This is a genomic window from Paenibacillus sp. FSL K6-3182, assembly GCF_037976325.1.
Lineage (GTDB): Bacteria > Bacillota > Bacilli > Paenibacillales > Paenibacillaceae > Pristimantibacillus.
In genome coordinates, this window is record NZ_CP150265.1 from 3,908,492 (window position 1) to 3,932,205 (window position 23,714).

Below are 23,714 nucleotides of genomic sequence, written 5' to 3' on the forward strand. Positions count from 1 at the left end.
GTTTATGCATTACTAACGGACATAGAATCCCTTATTTGGCTTTTCGAGCTAGTTTTTAGCTCCCTTTTGCTCAAATAGCGGAATGTATGTCCGTTAGGTTCAAATATGCACCCGATTCTCCAAAATAGCGGATCGTATGTCCGTTAGGTAGTGTGCGGTAACTTTTGCGATGAGATAACGGACATCAGATACGTTATTATGCTCATTTGGGCTGTTTACACATTACTAACGGACATAGAATCCCTTATTTTGCTCCTCGAGCTAGTTTATAGCTCCCTTTTGCTCAAATAGCGGAATGTATGTCCGTTAGAATCAAATATGCGCCCGATCCTTGTAAATAGCGGATCATATGTCCGTTAGGAGGTGTGTGGTGACTTTTGCGATGAGGTAACGGACATCAGATACGTTATTATGCTCAGTTTGGCTATTTAAGCATTACTTACGGACATAGAATCCCTTTTTTGGCTCCAAGAGCTAGTTTTTAACTCTCTTTTGCGCAAATAGAGGAATGTATGTCCGTTAGGTTCAAATATGTGCTTGATTATAGAAATTAGCGGATCGTATGTCCATTAGGAGGTGTGCGGTGACATATGCGATGAGGTAACGGACATCAGATACGTTATTATGCTCATTTGGGCTGTTTACACATTACTAACGGACATAGAATCCCTTATTTGGCTCCTGGAGCTAGTTTTTAGCTCCCTTTTGCTCAAATAGCGGAATGTATGTCCGTTAGGTACAAATATGTGCACGATTCTCCAAAAAAGCGGATCGTATGTCCGTTATAAATATACCAATGTTATCGAAAACCGACACATTCGCTCCATACTCTGTTCAATATGGAGCTCAACTCCTATTTTGCACATCTTCTTGCAGCAACAGTAAATAAAACATAATAAAAGAGAAGTGCAGCGTGTACCGAGTTAATTAACACACTCAGAAGTAATAACTCAAACAATAGCGACTTACAGATGCCACTTCACAACGCTTATCTTCTTATTGGCAGTCTCCATTTGACGCGTATATCTGAGCTTTCATCCCAGGTCTTGCTTTTTCTTGCGGCATCAAACAATGGCTCGATGTATGGTGAGAGCTCAGAGTAGCTTGCTGTGGCCGAGAGTGCTGAAGCGAGGCCATCCAAGCAGATCGCTAGTTCTGCGCGGTCGCCGGAATAATATGCTGCTACATAACGCTCCTGTAGGGACGGCATGTAGGATAGATTTTGTTCTTCGCGGGCGCATATAAGCGCGAGCGCGAAAGAGGCTTTGGCTGCCGCAGGCGATACAAGCCAGCTCGGCAGCGTGCGGTATTCGAACCCGCCATGCGGCTGCAGACGGAAGTCTCCAAGGGTTCCATACCTTGGACGGCGGGCCCGCCCTGCGGGGTCTTCTACAAGGGCGAGCGGGAATGCCGCGTAGCTGTCCAGCAAGCGGAGCAAGCGACTCGTCAGCGGCGCTCCGCTAAGATGAATGTGCCCGCCGAGCGCAAGCCCCGGCACGGGCATAGCTCCAGCGGCCCAGCGCAGCGCCGGGTCGCTTATGCGATCGGCGGCGCGCAGCAGCAGCCGCCGCACATTCGCGGCGAGCGCGGCCGGGCTATCGGCCGGCTCTGGCCGCAGCTCGGCGACGGGATACAGCAGCCGTCGCCCTATGAGCAAGGCGTCGGCACCGGCTTCCCCCCCGACGCCAGCTCCAAAAAACCGTGACGCCGAAGCGATCTTCCCCGCTGGCGTCACAAGCACAAACTCCGGATCGGCGCCAATAAGCAGCTGCCGATCCACAGTCTCCGCTCTCGCCGCGGCATGCCACGCGGCGAATCGCCTAAGCGAAGCGGCCTCCAGCCTCGTGTCCCTCAGCTTCGGCCATGCATCGCGGACGGCTGTGCGCCCGTCCCCGCCAAGCCACACCTCGGCCTCGCCAATATCGAGGCCAAGCGCATATAGTGCCGCTACAGCGGTACGCGCCACTCTTCGCAGCGCTGGATCATCAGGCCAACCGCCGCTGATTGGCAGCAAAGACTTAATTTGCATCACTTTCCCCGATGCATCAATTCTCAGCATTTCGACGGGCTCCAAATGGACGACGCTGATACGGTACAATCGTTCACTCTGAATCGCAGGACCGCCGCACAAGCCAGCTCGGCGCCAAATGCGCTGTTTCTCCAAATCAAGCAAATTTGTGGCAATGTGACCGTTGACATTAAGTATCCACATCCCTGTGAAACGGCTGCTATCGATTGTGCGGGCGTCTGACCATGAGAGCACAGCATCCCCTGCTCTCACTGTTGACCAGTGCTCGGCATGCAGCGGCTGCCCATTGCGCTCGCCTGAGGTATGCTGCTCGTTGGCATCGTATGTAATTTTCTCCAGCCGATCGTAGCTGCCCCGCCATATCCACGTCGAAGCCATTGCTTTCCCGCCTTTAAACAAGGGATGTATACATAAATTTTCGCTTTTTTTATCATTTCAAAAAAAAAGAGGGCTTTCGCCCTCGAATTTGCCGCTCGCGCAGCATATGATACCTTGACAGCAAAGCTTCCCGGCTTGCTTACAACTCATCGTCCAGCAGATCTGGATCCAAATCCTCATAATCATTATCGCCGAGGCTGAATTCCAAATCCTTGCCGTCCAGGTCGTCGCAACCGCCTGGAAGAACCGCTACACAAACCTTAGTCTCGGCGACTAGCTCCACCGAAAACTCACGCTCTACACGAATCACGACGCCAGAACCGTTCGAAGAAATATTCGCTTCGATACAGTTTGGCTCCTGAACTACCTCGGCTGACACTTCCACCGTAGAAGGCCGATGTTTCGGGTCTACATAGGATAGATTGACATGCTCGACGTAATGCACGGATTCCTTAGCTACGTCTGTTTGCGAGTTTTTGCTGTACGAATACCAAATGTTGATATCGTAAGTACCAATTACCTCAATGCCGTCGCCCGAACGAACCGCTTCATACTGATGGTTGATGATCCATGCTCCCAGAATACTGGTTGGATTATGAGGCGGCGTTACGGTATGGGTTACAGTGGAAAACTTACGACCTTTGCCGCAGACAGCTTTCGTAATTATTTCTCTGTATTGTAGCTGTTTATCTGCAATAGTCATTGATTTAACCTCCTCCATACAATCATTCATTTAAAGTGTATGCAGGACATTCGTCTAGGGTGACTGTTTATTTTCTCGAAATATAAGATTATATAAGTTTTATACTTATAGCGATCCATATAGATCACTGCGGAACGGATGCTAGAGCCGCCTGATGTCGGAAATAGCCGTTACGCTTGAAATATAAGAATACATAAGTGCCACACTTATAACGATGCTTATATTTCTCAGCTAAACGTATGCTGTGCCGAAATGGCTAGCAGAACTGCTTGCGATTGATATGCATGCGATTATAGCTTTTATCTCTACAATCACGCTCGCATATGTGCGCAAAACGATAGTTAGGTTTGCCAATGTCGCCACAGCCGTTTACGCTTGAAATTCAAGCGGTTATAGATTAAAACCTATAAGCCACTCGTATTTCAACGTGATACGATAGCTATGTCTACGAATGCCGCCACAGCCGCATACGCCAGAAATCCATGCAATTACTTTATTACGCCATAATCACACTTGAATTTCTAGGCGGTACAATAGCTATGTCTACGAATGTCGCCACAGCTATTTACGCTTGCCTCGCAACGAATTTTTCCCTTTACATTCTATGGTCGAAGTTCGGACGTCATGACTTTTCTTTTTTTTAATCGCTTCGCGATGCCTAAATACCGTTCAAGCTCCCTTAAAAGCATGAGTAGCGAAGCGCGAACCTCGAACTCATCTCTTGTTTTTGGCAGCTCCATCGCTTGAAATAATCGAGACAGCTCTAGCAGCCGCTCTCCGACGCTGCCTTTATAAACATCTGATTTCACATCGCTAGACAGCTGATCAAACAAATCTGCGATCATAATCGCTTGAGGAAACTTTTCATATACGAAAGCAAGCTTAACCATCATTTGCTGGATGGATTCGAGCTGCTGACGTCTCATTTCAAAATAAGTGGACCAATATTGCTCTTGGCCCCAAAGCCGATTTTCGCGATTGCGAACGGAGCGCTGGGCTCCTTCCTCAATCGCGTTATAGGCTTCCAAAATTTCGCCGCCGTTCCATATATGCGATGGATCTCGCAGCGTCAGCGACATTTCTTGAAAGATGACGGCAAAGTTTTGCTCAATTGAAGAACGAAAGAAGCTAAGTTGATGCTCATCCTTAGGCATATAAATGATGTTCACGATGGTTGCCCATCCCAAACCTGCAAATAAGAGCATAATTTCGTTTCCAATAATATCGGTTGTCACCTCTGCCCGATTGAAAAGGTGGAATACGATAACCGAGCTTGTAACGATGCCATCCTTCAATTGGAAGCGCGACAATATTGGAAAAGTAATGAGAATGAATATAGCAACTGCCCAAATGTGAAAACCAAATACAGTAAAGATTAGCGAAGCAAAAAAAAGTCCGAGCACAGAAGCGATAAATCGCACAAATGCGCTCTTAATCCCCTTCATCCTCGTCACTTCAACGCCAAGTATGGCAAGAATGCCGGCGCCAAGCGGCGGCTCCAATCCGAGATAGACTGCGGTATAAATGGCTGCAATGGCGGCCAACGCCGTTTTGATAATACGAATGCCCATGAAATAACCTCGCGTTAAGTAGGATTTATTTCTACATCCTAACGCTCGCGCCAACCCTCAGTCAACTTTCTCTCCAGCATTGCAACTAACTGATACATAACCGTAGCGACAACAGCGATCACAATCAAGCTTGATAACACTAATGTGAAATTGAATACTTGGAAGCCATATATTATTAAATAACCTAAACCTAGCTTTGCGACGAGAAACTCACCAACGATGACGCCGATCCACGCTAGCCCGACATTAACTTTCAACGTTGAAATAATAACTGGAAAAGAACCCGGCAAAATTACTAGCTTAAACAATTGCAGTCTGGAAGCACCAAACAGCCTTACCACCTTAATATAACCGGTGTCAATCTCACGAAATCGATTATAAATGTTCAAAATCGTTATAATGACAGTTATCGATAGCGTAATAGCAACGATCGACATAAAGCCTGGTCCAAGTCCAACGATAAAAATAGGTCCAAGCGCCACTTTTGGCATACTATTGAGGACGACCAAATAAGGATCGAATACACGAGATAGAAATGGGAACCACCATAGCAAAGCGGCAATCGCAGTGCCTAAAATCGTACCAAGCAAGAAACCTACGACGGTTTCTGTCACGGTCATGCCAACATGGGGCCATATGGAGCCGTCCGCCATCGTCTTCCAAAGCTGTAGAAACATCTTGGAGGGATAGCTGAACAGCAAGGGATCAATCCAATTTTTGCGCCCAGCTGCTTCCCATAGACCGATAAACAGGAGCAGCAGCACAAACTGTGTTGTGATGACCGCAGCTGTAATACGCCGTTTGTGTTCCTTGAACCGAGTGTGCAGCTCGCCCATCCAAGTCAGGCGATCCTCTTGAATACCAGATACAGCAGCTTTACCTGTTTTGTCGTTATTCAATATATCCCGCCCGCTTCGTTCATCCACCATTTCCACCCCCTTCCATGTCGTCCTCATCAAGCTCCTCCCATAAGCGATCAAACAATTGTTGAAAGTCTGGGAGCTTGCGAGCCGCCATCGGGGTTGCTTGACGAATCTCTTCCGGTATTTCCACTTCACATCGAATATGTCCGGGGTTTCTGCCTAGCACGATAACACGGTCACTCATTGCAGCAGCTTCTGCCAAATCATGTGTGACGAGAACCGCTGTTTTGCCAAGTCTCTTCAATGTCTGATGAACCAAATCCTCAAGTTGAAGCTTGATATGCAAATCAAGTGCTGAGAAAGGCTCATCGAGCAGAAGCACTTCCGGCTCTGTAGCTAAAGTTCTTGCAAGTGCGACTCGCTGCCTCATTCCACCTGATAGTTCATGAGGGTATTTGCGCCCGGATTCCGGCAGCCCAAGCTCAACTAACAGCTCATCTACCGCTTGAAGCGCCTTTTCTGATTTGCGTCCGCTTATTTCAAGTCCAATTGCGGCATTTTCTTTGATAGAACGCCATGGAAATAAATAATCTTGCTGCAGCATGTAGCCTACCTTGGGCGAAGGTCCCACAACCCGCTCACCATTTAGCAGTACTTGCCCCTTAGTCGGTGGAAACAAGCCGGCTAACAGACTAAGCACCGTCGTCTTGCCGCAGCCGCTAGGACCAACCAAGCTGATAAACTCCCCGCGGTTAACCGTCAGCTCAATTTGTTCGACCGCGAGGGAGGCTCCTTTTTCATTCACATATACATGTGATAATTGCTGCAGCTCAAGCACGGGTACATCCATCATGCCTAAGCCTCCATTTCATGCCGGCAGTTATTTCACTGCTTCGATTGCTTTTTCGGCAAAGCTAGTATCTACAATTTCACTATGCTCGGTACGCTTCTGAAGTTCTCCCGCGCTCGTAATAACGTCAAGAAGGTTGTTCCATTCCCCTTCATCAATGATTGGATCTGTAGCGAACGAGCCTTGTTTTTTGTAACGGTCAATGGAGCTGATAAGAATATCGCGATCCACATTTTCAAAATATGGCAGCACAACATCGGCAATTGCTTCTGCATTGTTGTCTTTAACCCAGAGCTGCGCTTTATGAACAGCGTTCGTGAACGATTGAATAGCTTTTTTGTTTTTGTTGATATAGCTTTTCTTAGCCATAAACACCGTGTAAGGAAGGTGACCGCTTTCCTCACCAAATGATGCGACCACATGCCCCTTGCCTTCCTTCTCAAAAATCGAAGCTGTCGGTTCAAATAGCTGGACATAATCGCCAGTACCCGATGCGAAGGCTGCAGGTATGTTTGCAAAATCAACGTTTTGAATCAGCTCCAAATCCGCTTTCGGATCGATGCCAAGCTTCTTTAACGCAAACTCGCCGGCCATCTGCGGCATTCCGCCTTTTCTTTGGCCAAGGAATACTTTGCCTTTTAAATTGTTCCAATCGAAGTTTGCATCAGCCTCTCTAGCTACAAGGAAAGTACCATCGGTTTGAGTCAATTGGGCAAAATTAATGATCGGATCATCCGTCCCCTGCTGATACACATAAATGGACGTTTCCGATCCCACCAATGCAACGTCGATCGCATTCGAGAGCAATGCCGTCATCGTTTTGTCACCGCCCGGCGTAGTCGTTAATTCCACATCGAGCCCTTCCTCTTTAAAAAAGCCTTTTGCGACAGCTACGTATTCTGGTGCATAAAATAATGAGCGCGTTACTTCGCCGATACGAATCTTCACATTGCCTGAATCGCCTTTCCCGCATCCAGCCAGTACACTTATCATGACTAGCACTGCGGCGAGCAGCATCGTCAATACCATTCGTTTTTTCATTTTTGAGTCCCTTCTGCAACTATGCGTTTAATAAATGTACTTCAGCCTATGCGCTTTAGCGAAGGGCGGTGAATACATGCACAAAAAGAAGGCTGCCCATTATCGTCATTGGACGATTGGACAGCCTTCTCATCTTGTTAGTAAATTTAGCTATATATTACAGCTTGTAGATGTCTGTATATTTTTTCGTTAAATAAGCAACCAAATGCTGTGGATCAAGCGGTTTGCCAGTAACGCTCTGGATAAGCTCAGAAGGCGTTCTCAGCTTGCCGTATTTGTAAATTCTCTCGCTAAGCCATTGCTTAATCGGCAGTAAATTCCCTTTTTCTACACTGCCCCAGAAACCTTGCAGATCACGCTCCATCGTATCTGCGATTTGAGCCGCATACATATTGCCAAGTGAATAGGAAGGGAAATAACCAAAAGCTCCACCAGACCAGTGAACATCTTGAAGAACGCCTTCTGCATCATTTTGCGGAGTCACGCCTAAATACTCTTTGTATTTTTCATTCCAGATAGCTGGAAGATCAGCAGCTTTCGCGCCGCCATTAAATATAAGCTTCTCGATCTCATAGCGGATAATGATATGCAGATTATAAGTCAGCTCATCTGCTTCTATTCTAACTAGCGATGGCTGCACAACATTATTCCCACGATAAAATTGATCAACGCTCACATCTAGCTGGCCAGGAAAACGTTGTTGTAGCTCGCCGAAATAACGATTCCAGAAAGGTCTGCTCCGGCCAATGACATTTTCCCAGAAGCGGGATTGCGATTCGTGAATCCCCATGGAAGTTCCGGTGCAAAGTGTTGTGCCGATAAGCTCTTCCATAATATTTTGCTCATAAAGCGCATGACCGCCTTCATGAATTGTACCGAACAATGCACTTGTTACATCGTCCTCCAAATATCTTGTCGTAATTCGAACATCACCGGGATTAAGTCCTGTAGCGAATGGATGAGCGCTCTCATCGAGCCTGCCTGCTTCAAAGTTGTAGCCCATTTGCTCCAATATGTATAGACTAAATGCTTTTTGAGACGATTTATCATAGTTTTGCTTCAGAAATGATGTATCTGGCTGATGCGGCGAGTTAGCGATCGCTGCTGCTAGTGGTACGAGCTGCTCGCGTAAACCGCCAAACACTCGGTCAAGTTCAGCAACGGTCATGCCCGGTTCATATTGATCAAGAAGCGTATCATAACGAGTCTCTTTCGGTCCCCAAAGGTCAATAAATTGATTTGTATAGGAAATGACCTTCTCCAAATAGGGCTGGAAGCTTGCATAATCATTGTTTTCCTTCGCTTCTTCCCATTTGCTTTCGGATTGCGAGGATAACACCACATATTCTTGATATAGCTTTGGTGGTATTTTGATGCTGCGATCGTACTCCTTGCGAGTTTCCGCAACTAAACGCTGATCGATTTCACTGAGCTCTGAGTATACAGAACGATCCTCCAGTGTGGACAGATTTTCTCCTAGTTCAGGTGATGTAGCGAGCTTAAAATGATCGCCGGATAACACGCCAATGACTTCTGAGCGATTATCCATTCCTTTGCGCGGAGCGCCTGTGCGCAAATCCCAATATAGAACTCCGAGTGCTTCCTCATAGCTCGAAATTTTGCGAATGGTTTCTCTGAAATTTTGCAGAGCTTCCGTATGTTTTGTAGACATCATTGTTCCACCTTCCTGCTTCGTTTTTACATTGATTATGATTCATGGGATCTTTACTTGATCTTACTTATTCCAATCCTTATAATCATCTTAAACCTGCAAGACATCCAGTGCAAGAGATAGAAAGAGAGGAAACCATATGCATATCATTTTTTCCAAAGCAGCTACTGATCGGTTAACTCCTTATTTAAAAGAGGGGAAAAACCAATTAAAACTGCTTCATGATACAGAAGGATGCGGTTGTGTCGTTAGCGGCGTTCCTGCCCTTCAGTTGATTAGTGAGCCCACGGTGGACGACAAACTCGCACAAGGCGATCCTTTGCCCTTCTATTATGAACCTCGCCATGAAATATATTATGAACCCCAGCTGCGTGTTGATTACAATGAGGAACGAAGCAGCTTTAGCCTCAAGAGCGACAGCCAAATCTATACAGTAAACCTTCGTTTTCTAAGCGGAGGAGCAGCATGAACAAAATTGATGAAATTTTAAATTACAATAAAGAATTTGTTGAGAACCGGAAATACGAGAAATATTCCACGAGCAAATATCCAAACAAAAGAATGGTCATCGTTACTTGTATGGATACAAGGCTGACAGAAATGCTACCGAAAGCTATGAATCTCAAAAATGGCGATGCCAAAATCATTAAAAACGCTGGTGCTATCGTGACACAGCCTTTTGGCAATATTATGCGTAGTGTCCTTGTCGCATTATATGAGCTGCAAGCCGACGAAGTATTTGTCATCGGGCATAGCAATTGCGGAATGACTGGTCTCAACCCTGAACTCATCATTCAGCATATGGAAGAGCGTGGAGTTTCAAATGAGACGATTACAACCTTAAAGCATTCAGGCCTTAATCTGATGCGCTGGCTGACTGGCTTCGACAACGTCAGAGACAGTGTTCTAAACAGTGTAAGCATCATCCGCAATCACCCCCTGCTGCCTGCCAATATTTTAGTTCATGGATTGATTATTGATTCCGAAACTGGTGAACTAGAGCTTGTAGACGCTGCAACATCTCAATCGTAATCAAACAAAACGGGAACACAGCGGTTAATCTATCATACCGCTACGTTCCCGTTTTTTTGCTTCATAAGCTGCAAGCCTAGCTGCTATCACATCAGATCTGTCTCTTTTTGAATGCCTGTGAATGATTGCTTCATCATCTAATGGGCTCGTAGTTCCCCAAATCAATCCTCTTTGATCACACATCTGCTTGCACAATAAAACGACGTCTTCGTTTACAATTTGCAAATTAAAATCTGTATAGGGAGTTTCGTCCTCTGCCTGCAAATAAGCCAATCTTGCACTTAATTGCATCTGCAAGCTATTCTTACCTAAACCAAGCTCATTAAGCGGGGCTGCAGACAATCTGCGATCTGCTTGCGTTAGCATTTTGACTGCGCCGCGAACATTGCCTCTGCGCTCGTGATAGAGGCCAACAGCCAGCTGTATAAGTCCAACCCAAGTTTCTGCAAATCGATCACCGGGATTCTCTTTCCAGTACTCCTCCAGAAGCTCGTGACATTCGAAATAATCTCTGGATGCATGGAACTCCACTAAATAAGCAATATACGCTTTCGGAAAAGAAATCATAAAAACCTCCAAATGACTTGTTCCAATCGAATTCATCGTTTCATTAATAATAAAAATATTAGCATATGTCGCTTATACTTTCATACATTTAAACCAATCCTATAGAAATAAATGAAACCATCATGTCTATTAGCCGTATATTATCTATGTTTGTAAAGAATGTATTAAAGATATCAGGAGGAGAAAACACAGATGAAAAAGGGATTCATGGTCATGCTGGCACTCACACTATTCATCACACTAGGTTTCGGACAGTATGCCGATGCAAAACCACGAGGCGGAATGAAATCTCCGAAACAAAGCGTTACGCAAAACCCTAAGAAATCGGATAACGTTAATCAATCGAATCCAGGCAAGAAAGCTGGAGCAACTACTGGCGCTACAAAACCTGGATTTTTTAGCGGCGGCGGCTTGATGAAAGGCCTAATGATTGGCGGTTTGGCAGGCTTGATGTTCGGCGGTTTGTTCGCGGGCATGGGCGCATTCGGTAATATTCTTGGTCTAATGATTAATTTAATGGCTATTTTCGCCATCATCATGCTCATACGTGTAGCATTCGTATATCTGCGCAGCAAGCGTAACCCGCCAGATCAACGGAGACCCTACTAATCGTGCGCATCTATACAGATGAGATTATAAACGCTATCTGCCTTCATATGTCTGAACGACGGGGAGTTAACCCTACCGATGTGGAAGTGCAGCTCTCATGGGAAGAAGAGTATGGGTATACGGCCGAGGTTTGGGTGAAGGGCCGCAGCCAGTACATCATTGAAGCGAATATCCTCGAGGCTATCGAGCAATATATGTTCACACAATATAATCGGCGCGTTTTCCGCTCCAACATTACGTTGGATGCAGATGAAGAATTTTGGGCAGACATTTCCGATTAGCTTAAAAAAAGCATCCAATAGCTTGCATTATCTTACGGATAAGCAGCTAGCGGATGCTTTTTTTTGTGCCAAAAAATGCTCTACCAATAATTACTAGAGAAATATTAATAGATTTCCAGCAACATCCTCGTCCTCCCTGCGTCTAATCATTAGACTAGAGAGGAGTGTATATGACAAATCTATGAGAAAAAAAATGAGTACAGCGCTGCTTTTGCTTTTCTTTTGCCAAACAATCATGACAGCAACGGCAGGCATTGCAGATGCTGCAGCAAATCAAATGACAAAATTCCGTGTTTATCAAAATGACCAAGTGCTCCGTGAGTTCACTACGGAGGGCCAAGCGATTTCCTATGCTGGGAAATTCGGTTACAGTCATGTCGAGAAAATTGCCGATCGTGCTTGGGTATGGGATAACTTCCCTCGTTACAAGGTTTATCAGAACGGTCAAACTCTCCCGAAATGGGAGTTTAGCACTTACAATCAAGCATTATCTGTTGCTAAAAACCTAACTAACGTACATATCCGTGATCTTGAAAATATTGGCTGGAGTTATCAATCCTATTCCAAGTTCAAGCTTTATCAAGGCGACAACACTCGTGACAATTGGTCCTTCCTTACACTTGCTGCCGCTAAGCAGGAAGCCAAAAAATGGGGAAATGCCCATGTAATAGACTTAACAACGAACAAATGGGTTTGGGGAAACCAGACAGCTGCACAAACTAAAGCACAGCGCGCTGCTGCACCCGTCTATCAGATTACTGTGGATGGGGCACCTGTAGAAGAGTTACCGCTTTACTCCTACCTTCTCGATGCTATGAATGCCTCATACTCCATTTCTGGCAGTCAGGTATTAAATACAGCAACGAGTATGATCGTTCATTCGAATGTTCCTGCTTATTTAGTAAAACAAAATGGTGCCGTGGTCGGCTCTTCTATTAGCTTAGATGGGGCTGTACAGCTTGCGAAAAAAACACCAAATGCAGAAGTTACCTTTAATGAGAAAGTATACTGGTCCGGTATTCCTTATTTAGCCGTTTATCAAGGCTACAAGAAATTAAGAGCCTTTAATACAAAGACCGGTGCAATTGCGTATGCGAAGGGTTTTGCGAACAGTACCGTTCAAACGAGCGAAGGCCGTAAAATTTTCAGCAATACCAAAAGCCTAGTTTATATGGGATGGAATGGCAGTGCTACAAGTGCAACGATTATCAGCCATGTCGCTAATACGCAAGGATTGTCGATTGACTCCCCTACTTGGTTTGAGCTCTCCGCTGCGGATGGATCAATGATCGACACTTCAGATCAAGTAGTCGTAGACACTTTCAAAGAACAAGGAATTAAAGTAATGCCGCTCGTTCATAATCAATTTAACAAAAAAATGACGACGGAATTTTTAAAGAACAACACCGCCCAGCAAACATTCATTAAGGCGCTTGTAGCGAAGCTTACTCAGCTCGGTGTTGCAGGCATCAATCTTGATTTCGAAGAGGTCGCTGGAACGGATCGGGCTGCCTATACCGTCTTTGTTACAGCACTTTCTAAAGCCGTGCATGACAAAGGTATGCAAATATCTATCGATTTGCCACGCGGCAGCTTAAGCTGGAATGATAGAACCGCTTACGACCATACCGCTCTATCAGCAGTCGTCGATACGATTATCATTATGGCTTATGATGAGCATTGGAAAGGAAGCGAGGTGCCTGGTTCTGTTGCTGGCCTCAACTGGGTTGAAGAAGGCGTTAAGCAATTTTTGAGCTATGGCATTCCGCGTAACAAGCTTATGCTAGGCATTCCTTTTTACGTACGAGAATGGAAGCTTGACAGCACGAATAAGCTAGTCAGCAACCGCGCTATCTTCATGAAGGAAATTCCTAAGCTTATTGCAGATACGAACGCTCAAGGTGAGATGGACCCGGAATCTGGACAGATGAAATATAAGTATACCAAAGACGGCTTCACCTATTTATTCTGGGCTGAAACCGAAAACACGGTCAAAGCTCGTATCGATATAGCCAAAACTTACGATTTGGCTGGCGTTGCAGCTTGGCGCCTCGGTTATGAAAACTCTGATTTGTGGACAATGATGCTTCGCAATAAATAACATGAATAGCCCCATTCTCCTATGGAGAATGGGGCTATTCTTCATTTATAGACTTATTTCAATTGATCTACGGCAGGGAATTTCAGCAATACCTTCGTCCCCATTCCGAGCTCGCTATGAAAAGCAATTTTACCCTTTAATGCTTCGACTATCCGAAAGGTTACCAAAATGCCTAAGCCTGTCCCCGTTTCCTTTGTCGTAAAAAAAACGGTACCTAACTGCTCTAATTCCTCTCTGGATATACCCTTTCCAGTATCAATAATTTCTATACAAATTTCTTCTTTATAATAATAGGCATTGACAGTCACTTCGCCTTTATCTGGGATCGCTTCTACCCCATTTTTAATTAGATTTAATATCACTTGAGTCAGCTTCGGTTTGTCTGCCCTTATATAAAGATCCGTTTGATTACAGTTTAAGTGGATTTGCACATTTTGAATTAACCCATAAGAATTCATAATTTCCAATGTATGTACCAGAAATCCGGAAATCTCGATTACTTCCAGCTGATCTGCTTGCGGCTTAGCAAGATTCAAATAATCAGAAATAATATACTCTGCTCTATCCAATTCAGATAAAGCAATATTCAAGTAATCCTTTTTTTGTCATCTACAGATTCCTTCAACAACTGTAAAAATCCTTTCACTACCGTCAGAGGATTTCGCACCTCGTGAGCAACAGAAGCAGCAATTTGACTTACGATCTTCAATTTTTCACTACGCTCCAGCTCATTTTTCAAATATGCCGTTTCGATAAAATGCTCTTTCAGTAATATAGAGACACCCATTCCAATAAATGATGCTGCAGCTAAAATCGAAATGATAAAAATACAGTCTGAATGAATCTCGTTTGTGTAGGAGTTAATCTCGAGATAGACAAAAAAAGATAAAATGAACACAATAACGGAATAAATCGATAAGTTCATACAAATCAGCATGCGTCTGGCAGCTTGTTTTTTACGCAACGACTTTAAAAAAAAGAAACACGGCCCCACACTTAGCAACAATGTTGCTGTAGAAAGGAAGACATCATCTCCTCCCATACACAAGCAGTATATGATGGCAGCAGCTAGGGCAATAATGCCAGGTAAAATGTACTCGTAGCTATAAATGATCAGAACAATTAAAGGAATACTTCTTAAATCGCCATGAAAGTTGCCCATCACATAAACAGGATAAGCCATACAAAGGATAGAGGATGCTCCAAACACAAATCCATTTAGAACTTGATAAGAAATTCTATTAATTAATTTATTTCGAGAATAAAAAAATTGTTGGATAAAGATCGGAAAACATATGATAATTAGATGAATTAATAATTGATTTATCATATCTAGATATCAATTCCCTCTCCTTTTTGCTATATTTTCAACATTCTTTTAAACGATCTTGTCACCAGTATAATATCATAAAAAATAGAAAATAATCATGTAATTTTTGGAAGAAACCAACAAAATAAAAATCCCATGTCATTAGACATGAGCGAGTTTAAGATATTGGGAACCAAAGCTTAAGTTCTCTGCTTATTCGCTTTGTTTTTGCTGCCATAAATACGAACTCAGGCTTTAAATTATGTACGCCTTAGATTGTTCAATTTATTTTGAGGAGTAAGTAAATTTACGTAGGCTTCGTATCCAATAATAGCTACAATCAGTGAACCTATAAAGAAAAGAACAGATCCACCTAACGTAAACAATCTGCCAATAAGCGTTATTCTTGCCTCATCAATCTGTTCCTTAGTGTTCATTTATTTCACTCCTTGTGGACGTATACCCCATTAATTCCCTTTTGATAACATTTAGCGTTTCAATGTTCTCATAAGCCCATTTCCGACGATATCGTGGAATAAAAATGAATCCATGTTGAAATCAGCTCTTGAACGATCGTGAACAAGGTTCCCCCACCGACACTGACCTTCCTTTTCTCAATCCTAACATCCTACAAATTACTTTAACTTACTTATAACTTACTTCTAAATACTTAAATAATACTTTCATTTACTTAAAAAATACGATAAACTTACTTACAAGGAGGTGTTCATCATCTATCAAGAGCAGAGATTATTGAAAATACTCGAATATTTAAAAGAACATCAAACGATGAGTGTCATGGATATTTGCACCCATCTCGGTGTATCAAGGGATACAGCTCGAAGAGATATCGTTAAATTAGTGCAAGAAGGTGTAGTCAATCGAACACATGGTGGAGTAGCCTCTCCTCAATTACAGAAGGAGCTTGCTTCCTATCAGGAACGGCTAATTGATGAGACAGATAGCAAAATCAAAATTGGATTGGTGGCAGCAAAGCTCATTCATGATCATGAGACGGTCATATTAGACGTTTCTACAACTGTTCAGGCTGTGGCCGAACAAATCTCCGCGAAAAATATTACAGCTATTACTCAGTCCATAGACATCGTAAGAATTCTCTCTGATCGAGATGATTTGCAAGTTTATGTACTCGGAGGTTATTTACACGTAAAGAACCGCTTGCTGTATGGTCCCTCCGTAATTGAAAAGCTTCGTGAAATGAGAGCTGATAAAGTGTTTATTGGCGCCGCTGCGATTCAATCAGATGGGCTCTACTACCCGTTTGAAGAGGATGCTCATATCAAAAAAGAGATGGCACGCAGATCAGACCAGGTTATCGCTGTAGCTGATTTTACGAAGTTTAAAAACAAGTCGGTTTATCGTTTAGATTTTGACTATATTGATATTTTAATTACCGATCAAGAAGTGCCTAGTGAAATAGAAGAAATACTTGATCAGAAAAATATAACAGTTATTTGCTCTGAGATGAACAACAAACTCGAGGAGGAAAATAAAGATGAATAATAAAATAGTGCATAACGTTCAAATCGTTCAGCCTGATGCTATTTTGCCAGCTAGTACCGTCTGGATTAGAAATGGAATTATCGAAAAAATAGAAAATAATCATACTCCCCTTTCGCCTCTTCCAGAGGAGGAATATGAGCTTATAGATGGGAACGGGCAATGGTTAATCCCCGGCATGATCGATGTGCATATACATGGAGCTAACGGGTTCGATATGATGGATGGAAGCGAAGCGAGTATTCAAGAGGTTTCTCGGGCTTGTGCTGCAACCGGCTGCACCTCGTTTCTTGCTACATCAGTAAGCTCAACAATGGATGAATTATTAGCTATGGTTCGTAGTGTTAAACGAGTAGTTGGATTTGAGGTCGGCGCCAAAATTGCTGGACTTCATTTAGAGGGACCTTATCTGAATCCGAAGCGTAAAGGGATGCAAAATGAAAAGTATTTACGTCATCCGCATCTTGGTGAGATGAAGCAAATTTTCGAAGAAGCAGTTGGACTTATTAAAATGGTAACGATTGCCCCAGAATTACCCGGTGGAATGGAACTTCTCTCTTATTTGAAAGAAATGGAAGTTATCATTGCTGTCGCACATTCTGATGCAACGTATGAGGAAGCTAAGTTAGCATTTGATGCTGGAGCTAGCCATGTTACACATTGCTTTAATGGCATGCGGCCGATTCATCATCGAGATCCTGGGCTCGTCGCTGCTGCTTTTGAAGCAGATCATGTGAGTATTCAAGCCATAGTTGATGGAGTCCACCTCCATCCTGCTATAGTTCGTTTGATGCATCGCATTAAAGGACCCGAAAACATGGTACTGATCACAGATGCATTACAAGCCATGGGTTTAGGAGATGGCAGCTATCTCTTTGGCGGCCATCAAGTAACAGTAACCAATGGCTTTGCGCAGCTTGCGGATGGAACATTAGCCTCTAGTGTAGTTACAATGAATGAAGCACTCCGCTTCACGACCGAAACCGGTATTTCCATGCTCGACGCTATTCAAATGGCCTCAACGACTCCTGCTCGAATATTAGGTATGGATCATATGACAGGTACAATCAAAACAGGATTAGATGCCGATCTTGTTTTGATGAATGAACATTTCCAAGTAGAATGGACCATGATTAAAGGTAATGTTATTTGAATGTGCGGTGGTTGAGAAATCATCTTTTACAATAACAAGAAATGAAGAAAACACTCTCTTAATGTAATTACACTACTATAAAATAGTAAACTTACTTTAGGAGGGAATTTATGAAACTTGTTAAAAAGAACGGAATTAAGGCCGCGATTGTAGGTACAGCAGCTACTGCCCTTCTGATTACGAGCATGATCAGTACACAATCGCCTAATCAAGTTGAAGCAGCTACTACAAAAACGAAAAATGTCATTTTGTTTATTGGCGATGGGATGGGAACGGCTCAACGTGATGCTATCCGCCTTGCTACCGTCGGCTTAAAAGGCAACCTCGCTATGGATTCGATGCCTTACGTAGGTTTGCTGCACACGAGCTCTACTGTTCCTGTAACCGATTCAGCTGCATCAGCTACGGCATATGCCAGCGGTGTGAAAACGTACAATGGTGCAATTGGAATGGATGCCAATAAAGTAAAAATAAAAACGATCATGGAATACGCCAAGGAATCTGGAAAATCAACTGGAATTGTAACAACAAGTCAAGTAACAGACGCTACGGGAGCTGCTTTCGGCGCACATGTTGATGAACGTTCTAAACAAAGTGAGATCGCTTTGCAGCTATTGACACAAAGCAAAGTTGACGTCATTCTCGGTGGAGGCGAAGATTTCTGGTATCCAGCTGGAGAGCCTGGTAAATTCCCAGATGAGCCGATCGAAGATCCTTCTGAAAAAAGCAAAGGAACACAAGGTAATCTCGTAAATAAAGCAAAACAATTAGGGTACAATTATGTTACAAGCAAAACAGAAATGCAAAAAGTGAAAAAAGGCAAGCTGCTTGGTCTATTCGCTAATGAAGAAATGTTCCAACAAAAGCCTGAAGGCGAAGGCGATATTTATAACCCAGTTGTGTCTCTAGCAGAGATGACTAAAAAAGCGATAGATACGCTCGCTACAAATAATAAAGGCTTTTTCCTAATGGTTGAGGAAGAAGGAACGGATGAGTTTGCTCACCAAAACAATGCCAAAATGACGATCAAAGCCGGTCAAGAATTGGATAAATCCGTTCAAGTCGCCAAAGATTTTGCCAAGAAAAACCCGAATACACTTGTCCTCGTATTAGCCGATCATGAAACTGGCGGTTTCTCCATCGAAGAAGTGAATGCCGATGATGAGTCCGGCGATGGAATTTCCAAAGAAGATGGTCCTTTCGCCGTTGCTAACAGCAAATTTAATTTTGTTGTGGATTGGACAACATCAGGCCATACTGCCGTAGATATTCCGATTACAGCTATGGGTCCAAATGCTGAGCTGTTTACTGGAATCTACGAAAATACAGATGTATTTCATAAACTCATGCAAGCTTTAGGACTTAAAATTAAAAAATAACAACGAATTGGCTCACCATAACAATGGAATACAACACAAATCAGAAATGCCGCCAGATCACTGGCGGCATTTCTCACAATTGAATGACTTTAGTTTGAGCACCCGCAAAGCCACTGGGCGTTATGCCTACAGCGGCTTTAAATGAACGACTAAATAAATATATGCTGGAGTAACCAACATTTTCAGAAATTTCTGTCACGGTATACTTCCCTTCCATGATAAGTAATTTTGCATGCTCAATTCTAATATGCGTTACATATTTATGAATGGATATCCCAAGCTGCTGCTTAAACAAATGAGACAAATGATTCGTAGACACCCCGACATATTTACTTATAGAAACATTATTTAAATCATGATCTTGATAGCTGTCATGGATGTAATGGATTGCTCTTTCAATGAATGCCCAGCCTTTAGTCAATTTCCCTTCATTGCGATCCGTTTGGTTTTTTAAAAATAAATATAACAGCTCCAAGCAGATTGATTTAGTTAATAAAAAATATCCAACTCTTTTCTCCTGAAAATGTTTGTGAAGCTGCAAAAACTTCTTTTTCAGCTCTATTCTGTCTGCCAACTGTATGTGTGAAATGGGAATAATGGATGTTAACTACATTTCCTTATCCACAATGTAAGTATTATGAATTTTGGAAGCTGTTGTGAAATCCAATAAACTTCTTTCCTCATCATAATATAGATCAAAATGAAAAATATATTGAATTAATGGTTGATCAGAGATCGATCGAATAATGTGAGGCATAAAAGGATGCATCAACAGCACATCGCCTTCTTGAGCAACATATTTAACACCGCTCAAGAAAAACTCAGCTTCACCTTGTTCGATATAGGTAAACACATGATCGTGATCCATCCATTCACCGGCTAAGGATGAAGTCGTCATCATTCTCACCGCCCTTACGAAAGGCGATATGCTGTTCATCCAAGTCTCATCCATTACCTTCACCTCTGCTATCGTAACGCTTCTTTCCATCCTCCTCCCATTATAAATGAAGCATATTAAAATTACTCATAATTAAATCTGTTAATCCGCTAGAATAGATCATTCATCCGTTATCCGCTTAAGACCAGTCAAATAATACACCATTATACTGATCTTTATTGACTCTTAGTCCCTCGTACGCTTCTTGTGCTTGCTCCGGCTTAATCACATGACTAATTAATGGTTCGATCTGAAGCCTATTTTGTTTCATAAGCTCAAATACAATCTTTGAATTTCTAACTAAAGAGTGTTTAACAAATTCATTAGGTTCAACCGGATAACGCCACTCATGCGCGCCCTTAAACGTAATACAGCCTCGGCCATAAAGATGACAATAGTTTAAAATATCAGTAACATCTGTGTTGTACTCTCCGCGAGGACTACCCAAGAAAATAATTTCACCAAGCTTAGCAATCCACTTCAGACTGTCAACTCCGACAGCAGGTACGCCAGTTGCCTCAATATGTGTGGATACACCAGCACCCTTGGTTAACATTGATATCCGTTGCTTTGTATCTTCTACTCCACCATCAATCGTGTAATCCACGCTGCAAGCCTCGGCAGTCCGAATTCTTTCTTTTGATAAATCGACCCCAATAACCGTAGCTCCCTGAAGCCTAGCAAGCTGAGCAGCCAAATTACCGACTAATCCAAGCCCAGTCACACTTACAAAGTCACCAATTTCAATTTCAGATACACGTATCGATGTGAAGGCAACCGTAGCCATACGGGTAAATGGCACCCATTTTAAATCCAGATTTTCAGGAACTTGAATACATAGCTCATTCGTGTTAACAACTTGATATTTGCTATGCTGTCCATAATGAAACACGATATCTCCTGGCTTCAAATCTTTAACGCCCTCACCTGTCTCCATTACTTTGCTTACGCTTGCATATCCCGGACATAGCGGAAGCTTAGCCCATTCTTCTTTACCCGTTAACATTGCTAGTTCAGTTCCTGGGCTAATGAGGGAATATATCAATTGCACAAATATTTCTTTTTCATTCAATTTTTTTAGAGTGTAATTCTCTTTAACCGTCTCAACTTGTAAGGGGCTCACGAACATGACTTTTGGATTTTCCATCGAAATCACTCCTCTGTAAATGCTTTCACTATTAATATAAGACTTTGTGATGTCGATGTCTTTGCTCGCTTAAACGATTTTTTATCTAAAACACCGAAAATAATATGAGCTGCTATGGTTGTATTCTATAAGGCTATTATCATTCCAGTACAACCATCCAATCACTTCGCTCTATCAATACATAATTTATAGTGTAGTCAAAACACAGGGGGTGAATGTTTGATGGGAAATATCGGTTTTATTCTAGTTCTGTTCATTTTGTTGGTTATTATCGCTACTCACTGCCGTGACCGCGCTTAGAACAAAAACTGTCTAGATAACAAACCCTGTTCTGTCATATGAATAAAACCATAACAACACCTGCCACAGTGTATGCTCATTTAACCTATAACATCTCATAGTAAAAAGGAGAAAGTCCATGCCATGGGCTTTCTCTTTTCTTACAAACAGCTTATTGGGCAAATATCCTTACAGAACAAACGTCCAATCATACCGTACCATACGCACATAAACTACAGTGTACTTTAAACATTGGAGGTGAATGTTTGATGGGTGGATTTGTTGGTGGTGCTAATCACAATGTTGGTATTATCCTGGTTCTGTTCATTTTGTTGGTGATTATAGCTTGTAGTTGCGGCATCTTTGGCGGCGGCTGTGGCTACTAATCAGAATGCTTAATGCCTTCCATCTATTCAGACAGTGAATATTTTCTTAAATAGCATGAACACAAAAAGCCCATTGTATGGGCTTTTTGTGTTTTTCCCCTCATCGAAAGGGGAAATGTAGGATATGAGATTGTATAATAAGAATCATGTTTACTTAAAAATAATGGCATTAATGTTTAAATGAAATAACAACTTTCCCAAAGTATGACCCCTTCGTCAAGTACTGAAGCGCATCTACTGCATGTTCAAATGGATACACTGAATCAACTATGGGATGTAGCTCGCTATGTTCAATAGCAAAATTCATCGCTTCAAACATGACCCGGCTGCCTACGTTGATCGCTTGAAGACGCGCTTTTCTAACAATTGCAGGGATAATGTCAAATCCTTCTACACGAAACCCCGATAGACCGCCGATCATGCTGATATGTCCACCTACACGGAGTGCTGAGATCGATCTATTTAACGTAGCTGATCCGCCGAGATCAACGATATGGTCTGCTCCACGTCCCTCCGTCAGTGCAAGTACAGCCTTATCCCATTCGGGTGTTTGCTTATAGTTAATGCCAAAATCCGCCCCAATTTCCTTCGCTCTATTAAGCTTCTCGTCACTGCTTGATGTTACAATAACAGTTGCTCCATACAGTTTTGCGAATTGAAGTGCGAACAAGGAGACGCCACCTGTCCCCTGTACGACAACGGTATCACCCGCTTTAATCTTGCCTTCCTCAATGAGAGCATGCCATGCTGTCACGCCTGCACAAGGCAGGGTTGCCGCTTCTATATCCGTCAATCGATCAGGTACATGAACTAACCCTTCTTCTGGCAGCACAACAAATTCCGCGAGCAGTCCATTCAACGGACTGCCTAGTGTACTTACCCAGTTTTGTTGTGTCGGCTCACCAGTAATCCAGCTTTGAGTAAAAATTCCACTTACTCTATCCCCAATTTTGAATTTGTTTGAGTTTTCTCCCAGGGACACAACTTCACCTACACCATCAGATACTGGAATTAATGGCGTATTTAAATTGGGGTTATAAAACCCATTGATAACGCCCAAATCTCTAGCGTTTAAAGAAACCGCATGCATTTTGATAACAACTTCATTTGAACGGGGCACTGGTATTGGGCGGTCGGATGCCTTCAATCGATCAATTCCAAATTCACCGTTAATTTCGTATACTTTCATAATATTCTCTCCTTTATGGATAATATAGACATACAATAATATACAAACTAAAATAAAGTAAGAAGGCACTTTAAGGTTTCCAATGAACCAAAAAGTGCATAAGGAGGGCCATAAATGAAAACATCATCCTCACATAAAACCGTTCAACCCGACATTTCAATATCTGAATGCTCTTACAGCAAAGTACTTGAAATCATTGCAAACAAATGGTCAGCATTGGTCATTTATGCATTGGAAGACGGTATTATTCGATACGGAGAAATTAGCAGACGGATTGATGGAATTTCAAAAAAAATGCTAACGCAAACCTTGCGGCAATTGGAACGTGACGGTTTGGTTCAGCGAGATATGACTCCGGCTGTTCCACCAATCGTTGAGTATTCGCTCACCAAGTTGGGCGAGTCTTTGCTCGAGCCACTGAGTGCCTTGAAGCAGTGGACAAGAACAAATTATTCTCTTGTTGAATTGGCTAGATCATCATTTGATCAAGCTAACGAAAAGGAATAATACAAAACAAAAAAACACCAACTGAGCGTTAGTGTTCATGTATTTGCAAGACCATCGAATTACAAATTACAAATATCGTCACACACGGAAACACGGCAGCAATGAATGGAGTTATAAAACTTGAGAACGACAAAAGTTATGCTTTTTGTACTATGTATGTGTTTAGCAGCGCCTCCAAACAAGCAAAAATAAAAGAAATGACCTCATATG

The 23,714-nt window shown here is 42.8% G+C and carries 26 protein-coding genes; 11 read left to right on the forward strand and 15 right to left on the reverse strand.

All coding sequences use genetic code 11. The features are described from left to right. Positions 1-988: 988 nt before the first annotated feature. A complete protein-coding gene (locus tag MHH56_RS17150) occupies positions 989-2,407 on the reverse strand; it encodes a hypothetical protein (protein WP_339202729.1) in 1,419 nt (472 codons plus the stop codon). 139 nt (positions 2,408-2,546) lie between these two features. Continuing rightward, entirely contained in the window at positions 2,547-3,110 is a 564-nt protein-coding gene (locus tag MHH56_RS17155; protein WP_076265792.1) for an outer spore coat protein CotE, read from the reverse strand. Between the two features lie 244 nt (positions 3,111-3,354). Here MHH56_RS17155 and MHH56_RS17160 point away from each other — a divergent pair, with 244 nt between their 5' ends. Next, on the forward strand, positions 3,355-3,489 hold the full coding sequence (locus MHH56_RS17160; protein WP_339202731.1) for a hypothetical protein: 135 nt from the start codon (positions 3,355-3,357) through the stop codon (positions 3,487-3,489). A gap of 223 nt (positions 3,490-3,712) precedes the next feature. On the opposite strand, the gene MHH56_RS17165 is transcribed toward MHH56_RS17160, so the two are convergent. The 5 genes from MHH56_RS17165 to MHH56_RS17185 form a co-directional block, all read right to left on the reverse strand. Beyond that, on the reverse strand, positions 3,713-4,681 hold the full coding sequence (locus MHH56_RS17165) for an aromatic acid exporter family protein (protein ID WP_076265791.1): 969 nt from the start codon (positions 4,679-4,681) through the stop codon (positions 3,713-3,715). Positions 4,682-4,719: 38 nt separating this feature from the next. Beyond that, positions 4,720-5,517: an ABC transporter permease gene (locus tag MHH56_RS17170; RefSeq protein WP_339209630.1), complete on the reverse strand. Its 798-nt coding sequence runs from the start codon at positions 5,515-5,517 to the stop codon at positions 4,720-4,722. An 82-nt stretch (positions 5,518-5,599) separates the two neighbouring features. Beyond that, positions 5,600-6,397: an ABC transporter ATP-binding protein gene (locus tag MHH56_RS17175; protein ID WP_076265790.1), complete on the reverse strand. Its 798-nt coding sequence runs from the start codon at positions 6,395-6,397 to the stop codon at positions 5,600-5,602. A 27-nt stretch (positions 6,398-6,424) separates the two neighbouring features. Then, positions 6,425-7,435, reverse strand: a complete 1,011-nt coding sequence (locus MHH56_RS17180) for an ABC transporter substrate-binding protein (protein WP_339202732.1) — start codon at positions 7,433-7,435, stop codon at positions 6,425-6,427. Between the two features lie 157 nt (positions 7,436-7,592). Then, positions 7,593-9,107 (reverse strand): carboxypeptidase M32, encoded by a 1,515-nt coding sequence (locus MHH56_RS17185; RefSeq protein ID WP_339209632.1) that lies wholly within the window; start codon positions 9,105-9,107, stop codon positions 7,593-7,595. A 139-nt stretch (positions 9,108-9,246) separates the two neighbouring features. Here MHH56_RS17185 and MHH56_RS17190 point away from each other — a divergent pair, with 139 nt between their 5' ends. After that, positions 9,247-9,576 carry an iron-sulfur cluster biosynthesis family protein gene (locus tag MHH56_RS17190; protein ID WP_076265787.1) on the forward strand — a complete coding sequence of 110 codons (330 nt, stop codon included), beginning with the start codon at positions 9,247-9,249 and terminating at the stop codon, positions 9,574-9,576. Beyond that, positions 9,573-10,139 carry a carbonic anhydrase gene (locus MHH56_RS17195; RefSeq protein WP_339202734.1) on the forward strand — a complete coding sequence of 189 codons (567 nt, stop codon included), beginning with the start codon at positions 9,573-9,575 and terminating at the stop codon, positions 10,137-10,139. The genes MHH56_RS17190 and MHH56_RS17195 overlap by 4 nt, the downstream gene beginning before the upstream one ends. 24 nt (positions 10,140-10,163) lie before the next feature. On the opposite strand, the gene MHH56_RS17200 is transcribed toward MHH56_RS17195, so the two are convergent. Next, the gene (locus MHH56_RS17200) at positions 10,164-10,742 is read right to left on the reverse strand and encodes a DUF309 domain-containing protein (protein WP_339202736.1); all 579 of its coding nucleotides are present in this window, start codon (positions 10,740-10,742) and stop codon (positions 10,164-10,166) included. 156 nt (positions 10,743-10,898) lie between these two features. On the opposite strand from MHH56_RS17200, the gene MHH56_RS17205 reads away from it, so the two are divergent. The 3 genes from MHH56_RS17205 (at position 10,899) to MHH56_RS17215 (ending at position 13,697) form a co-directional block, all read left to right on the forward strand. Further along, the gene (locus MHH56_RS17205; RefSeq protein ID WP_076265784.1) at positions 10,899-11,315 is read left to right on the forward strand and encodes a hypothetical protein; all 417 of its coding nucleotides are present in this window, start codon (positions 10,899-10,901) and stop codon (positions 11,313-11,315) included. A 2-nt stretch (positions 11,316-11,317) separates the two neighbouring features. Further along, positions 11,318-11,596 (forward strand): YxcD family protein, encoded by a 279-nt coding sequence (locus MHH56_RS17210; protein ID WP_076265783.1) that lies wholly within the window; start codon positions 11,318-11,320, stop codon positions 11,594-11,596. Between the two features lie 235 nt (positions 11,597-11,831). Beyond that, complete coding sequence (locus MHH56_RS17215) at positions 11,832-13,697, forward strand: glycosyl hydrolase family 18 protein (protein ID WP_339202738.1); 1,866 nt, start codon at positions 11,832-11,834, stop codon at positions 13,695-13,697. Positions 13,698-13,750: 53 nt separating this feature from the next. Here the strand turns inward: MHH56_RS17215 and MHH56_RS17220 are convergent, their stop codons facing one another. The 3 genes from MHH56_RS17220 to MHH56_RS17230 form a co-directional block, all read right to left on the reverse strand. After that, positions 13,751-14,266, reverse strand: coding sequence for an ATP-binding protein (locus MHH56_RS17220; RefSeq protein WP_339202740.1), 516 nt, complete (start codon positions 14,264-14,266; stop codon positions 13,751-13,753). A 17-nt stretch (positions 14,267-14,283) separates the two neighbouring features. Beyond that, positions 14,284-14,880, reverse strand: a complete 597-nt coding sequence (locus MHH56_RS17225) for a histidine kinase dimerization/phospho-acceptor domain-containing protein (RefSeq protein ID WP_339202742.1) — start codon at positions 14,878-14,880, stop codon at positions 14,284-14,286. A 386-nt stretch (positions 14,881-15,266) separates the two neighbouring features. After that, a complete protein-coding gene (locus tag MHH56_RS17230) occupies positions 15,267-15,443 on the reverse strand; it encodes a hypothetical protein (RefSeq protein WP_339202743.1) in 177 nt (58 codons plus the stop codon). A 316-nt stretch (positions 15,444-15,759) separates the two neighbouring features. On the opposite strand from MHH56_RS17230, the gene MHH56_RS17235 reads away from it, so the two are divergent. The 3 genes from MHH56_RS17235 (at position 15,760) to MHH56_RS17245 (ending at position 19,059) form a co-directional block, all read left to right on the forward strand. Beyond that, positions 15,760-16,530 carry a DeoR/GlpR family DNA-binding transcription regulator gene (locus MHH56_RS17235; protein WP_339202744.1) on the forward strand — a complete coding sequence of 257 codons (771 nt, stop codon included), beginning with the start codon at positions 15,760-15,762 and terminating at the stop codon, positions 16,528-16,530. Then, positions 16,523-17,680 carry an N-acetylglucosamine-6-phosphate deacetylase gene (gene nagA / locus MHH56_RS17240; protein ID WP_339202746.1) on the forward strand — a complete coding sequence of 386 codons (1,158 nt, stop codon included), beginning with the start codon at positions 16,523-16,525 and terminating at the stop codon, positions 17,678-17,680. Before MHH56_RS17235 ends, nagA begins: the two co-directional genes overlap by 8 nt. 110 nt (positions 17,681-17,790) lie before the next feature. Further along, a complete protein-coding gene (locus tag MHH56_RS17245) occupies positions 17,791-19,059 on the forward strand; it encodes an alkaline phosphatase (RefSeq protein WP_339202747.1) in 1,269 nt (422 codons plus the stop codon). A gap of 73 nt (positions 19,060-19,132) precedes the next feature. On the opposite strand, the gene MHH56_RS17250 is transcribed toward MHH56_RS17245, so the two are convergent. The 3 genes from MHH56_RS17250 to MHH56_RS17260 form a co-directional block, all read right to left on the reverse strand. Then, positions 19,133-19,534 carry an AraC family transcriptional regulator gene (locus tag MHH56_RS17250; RefSeq protein ID WP_339202749.1) on the reverse strand — a complete coding sequence of 134 codons (402 nt, stop codon included), beginning with the start codon at positions 19,532-19,534 and terminating at the stop codon, positions 19,133-19,135. 132 nt (positions 19,535-19,666) lie between these two features. Continuing rightward, positions 19,667-20,047 carry an AraC family ligand binding domain-containing protein gene (locus MHH56_RS17255; protein ID WP_339202750.1) on the reverse strand — a complete coding sequence of 127 codons (381 nt, stop codon included), beginning with the start codon at positions 20,045-20,047 and terminating at the stop codon, positions 19,667-19,669. Between the two features lie 88 nt (positions 20,048-20,135). Continuing rightward, positions 20,136-21,143 carry a zinc-binding alcohol dehydrogenase gene (locus tag MHH56_RS17260; RefSeq protein WP_339202751.1) on the reverse strand — a complete coding sequence of 336 codons (1,008 nt, stop codon included), beginning with the start codon at positions 21,141-21,143 and terminating at the stop codon, positions 20,136-20,138. A gap of 548 nt (positions 21,144-21,691) precedes the next feature. Here MHH56_RS17260 and MHH56_RS17265 point away from each other — a divergent pair. Then, positions 21,692-21,808 carry a sporulation protein YjcZ gene (locus MHH56_RS17265; protein WP_082360697.1) on the forward strand — a complete coding sequence of 39 codons (117 nt, stop codon included), beginning with the start codon at positions 21,692-21,694 and terminating at the stop codon, positions 21,806-21,808. A 169-nt stretch (positions 21,809-21,977) separates the two neighbouring features. On the opposite strand, the gene MHH56_RS17270 is transcribed toward MHH56_RS17265, so the two are convergent. Beyond that, positions 21,978-22,997 carry an NAD(P)-dependent alcohol dehydrogenase gene (locus MHH56_RS17270; protein ID WP_339202752.1) on the reverse strand — a complete coding sequence of 340 codons (1,020 nt, stop codon included), beginning with the start codon at positions 22,995-22,997 and terminating at the stop codon, positions 21,978-21,980. Between the two features lie 114 nt (positions 22,998-23,111). On the opposite strand from MHH56_RS17270, the gene MHH56_RS17275 reads away from it, so the two are divergent. Next, positions 23,112-23,504, forward strand: coding sequence for a helix-turn-helix domain-containing protein (locus MHH56_RS17275; RefSeq protein ID WP_339202754.1), 393 nt, complete (start codon positions 23,112-23,114; stop codon positions 23,502-23,504). The last annotated feature ends 210 nt before the right edge of the window (positions 23,505-23,714 follow it).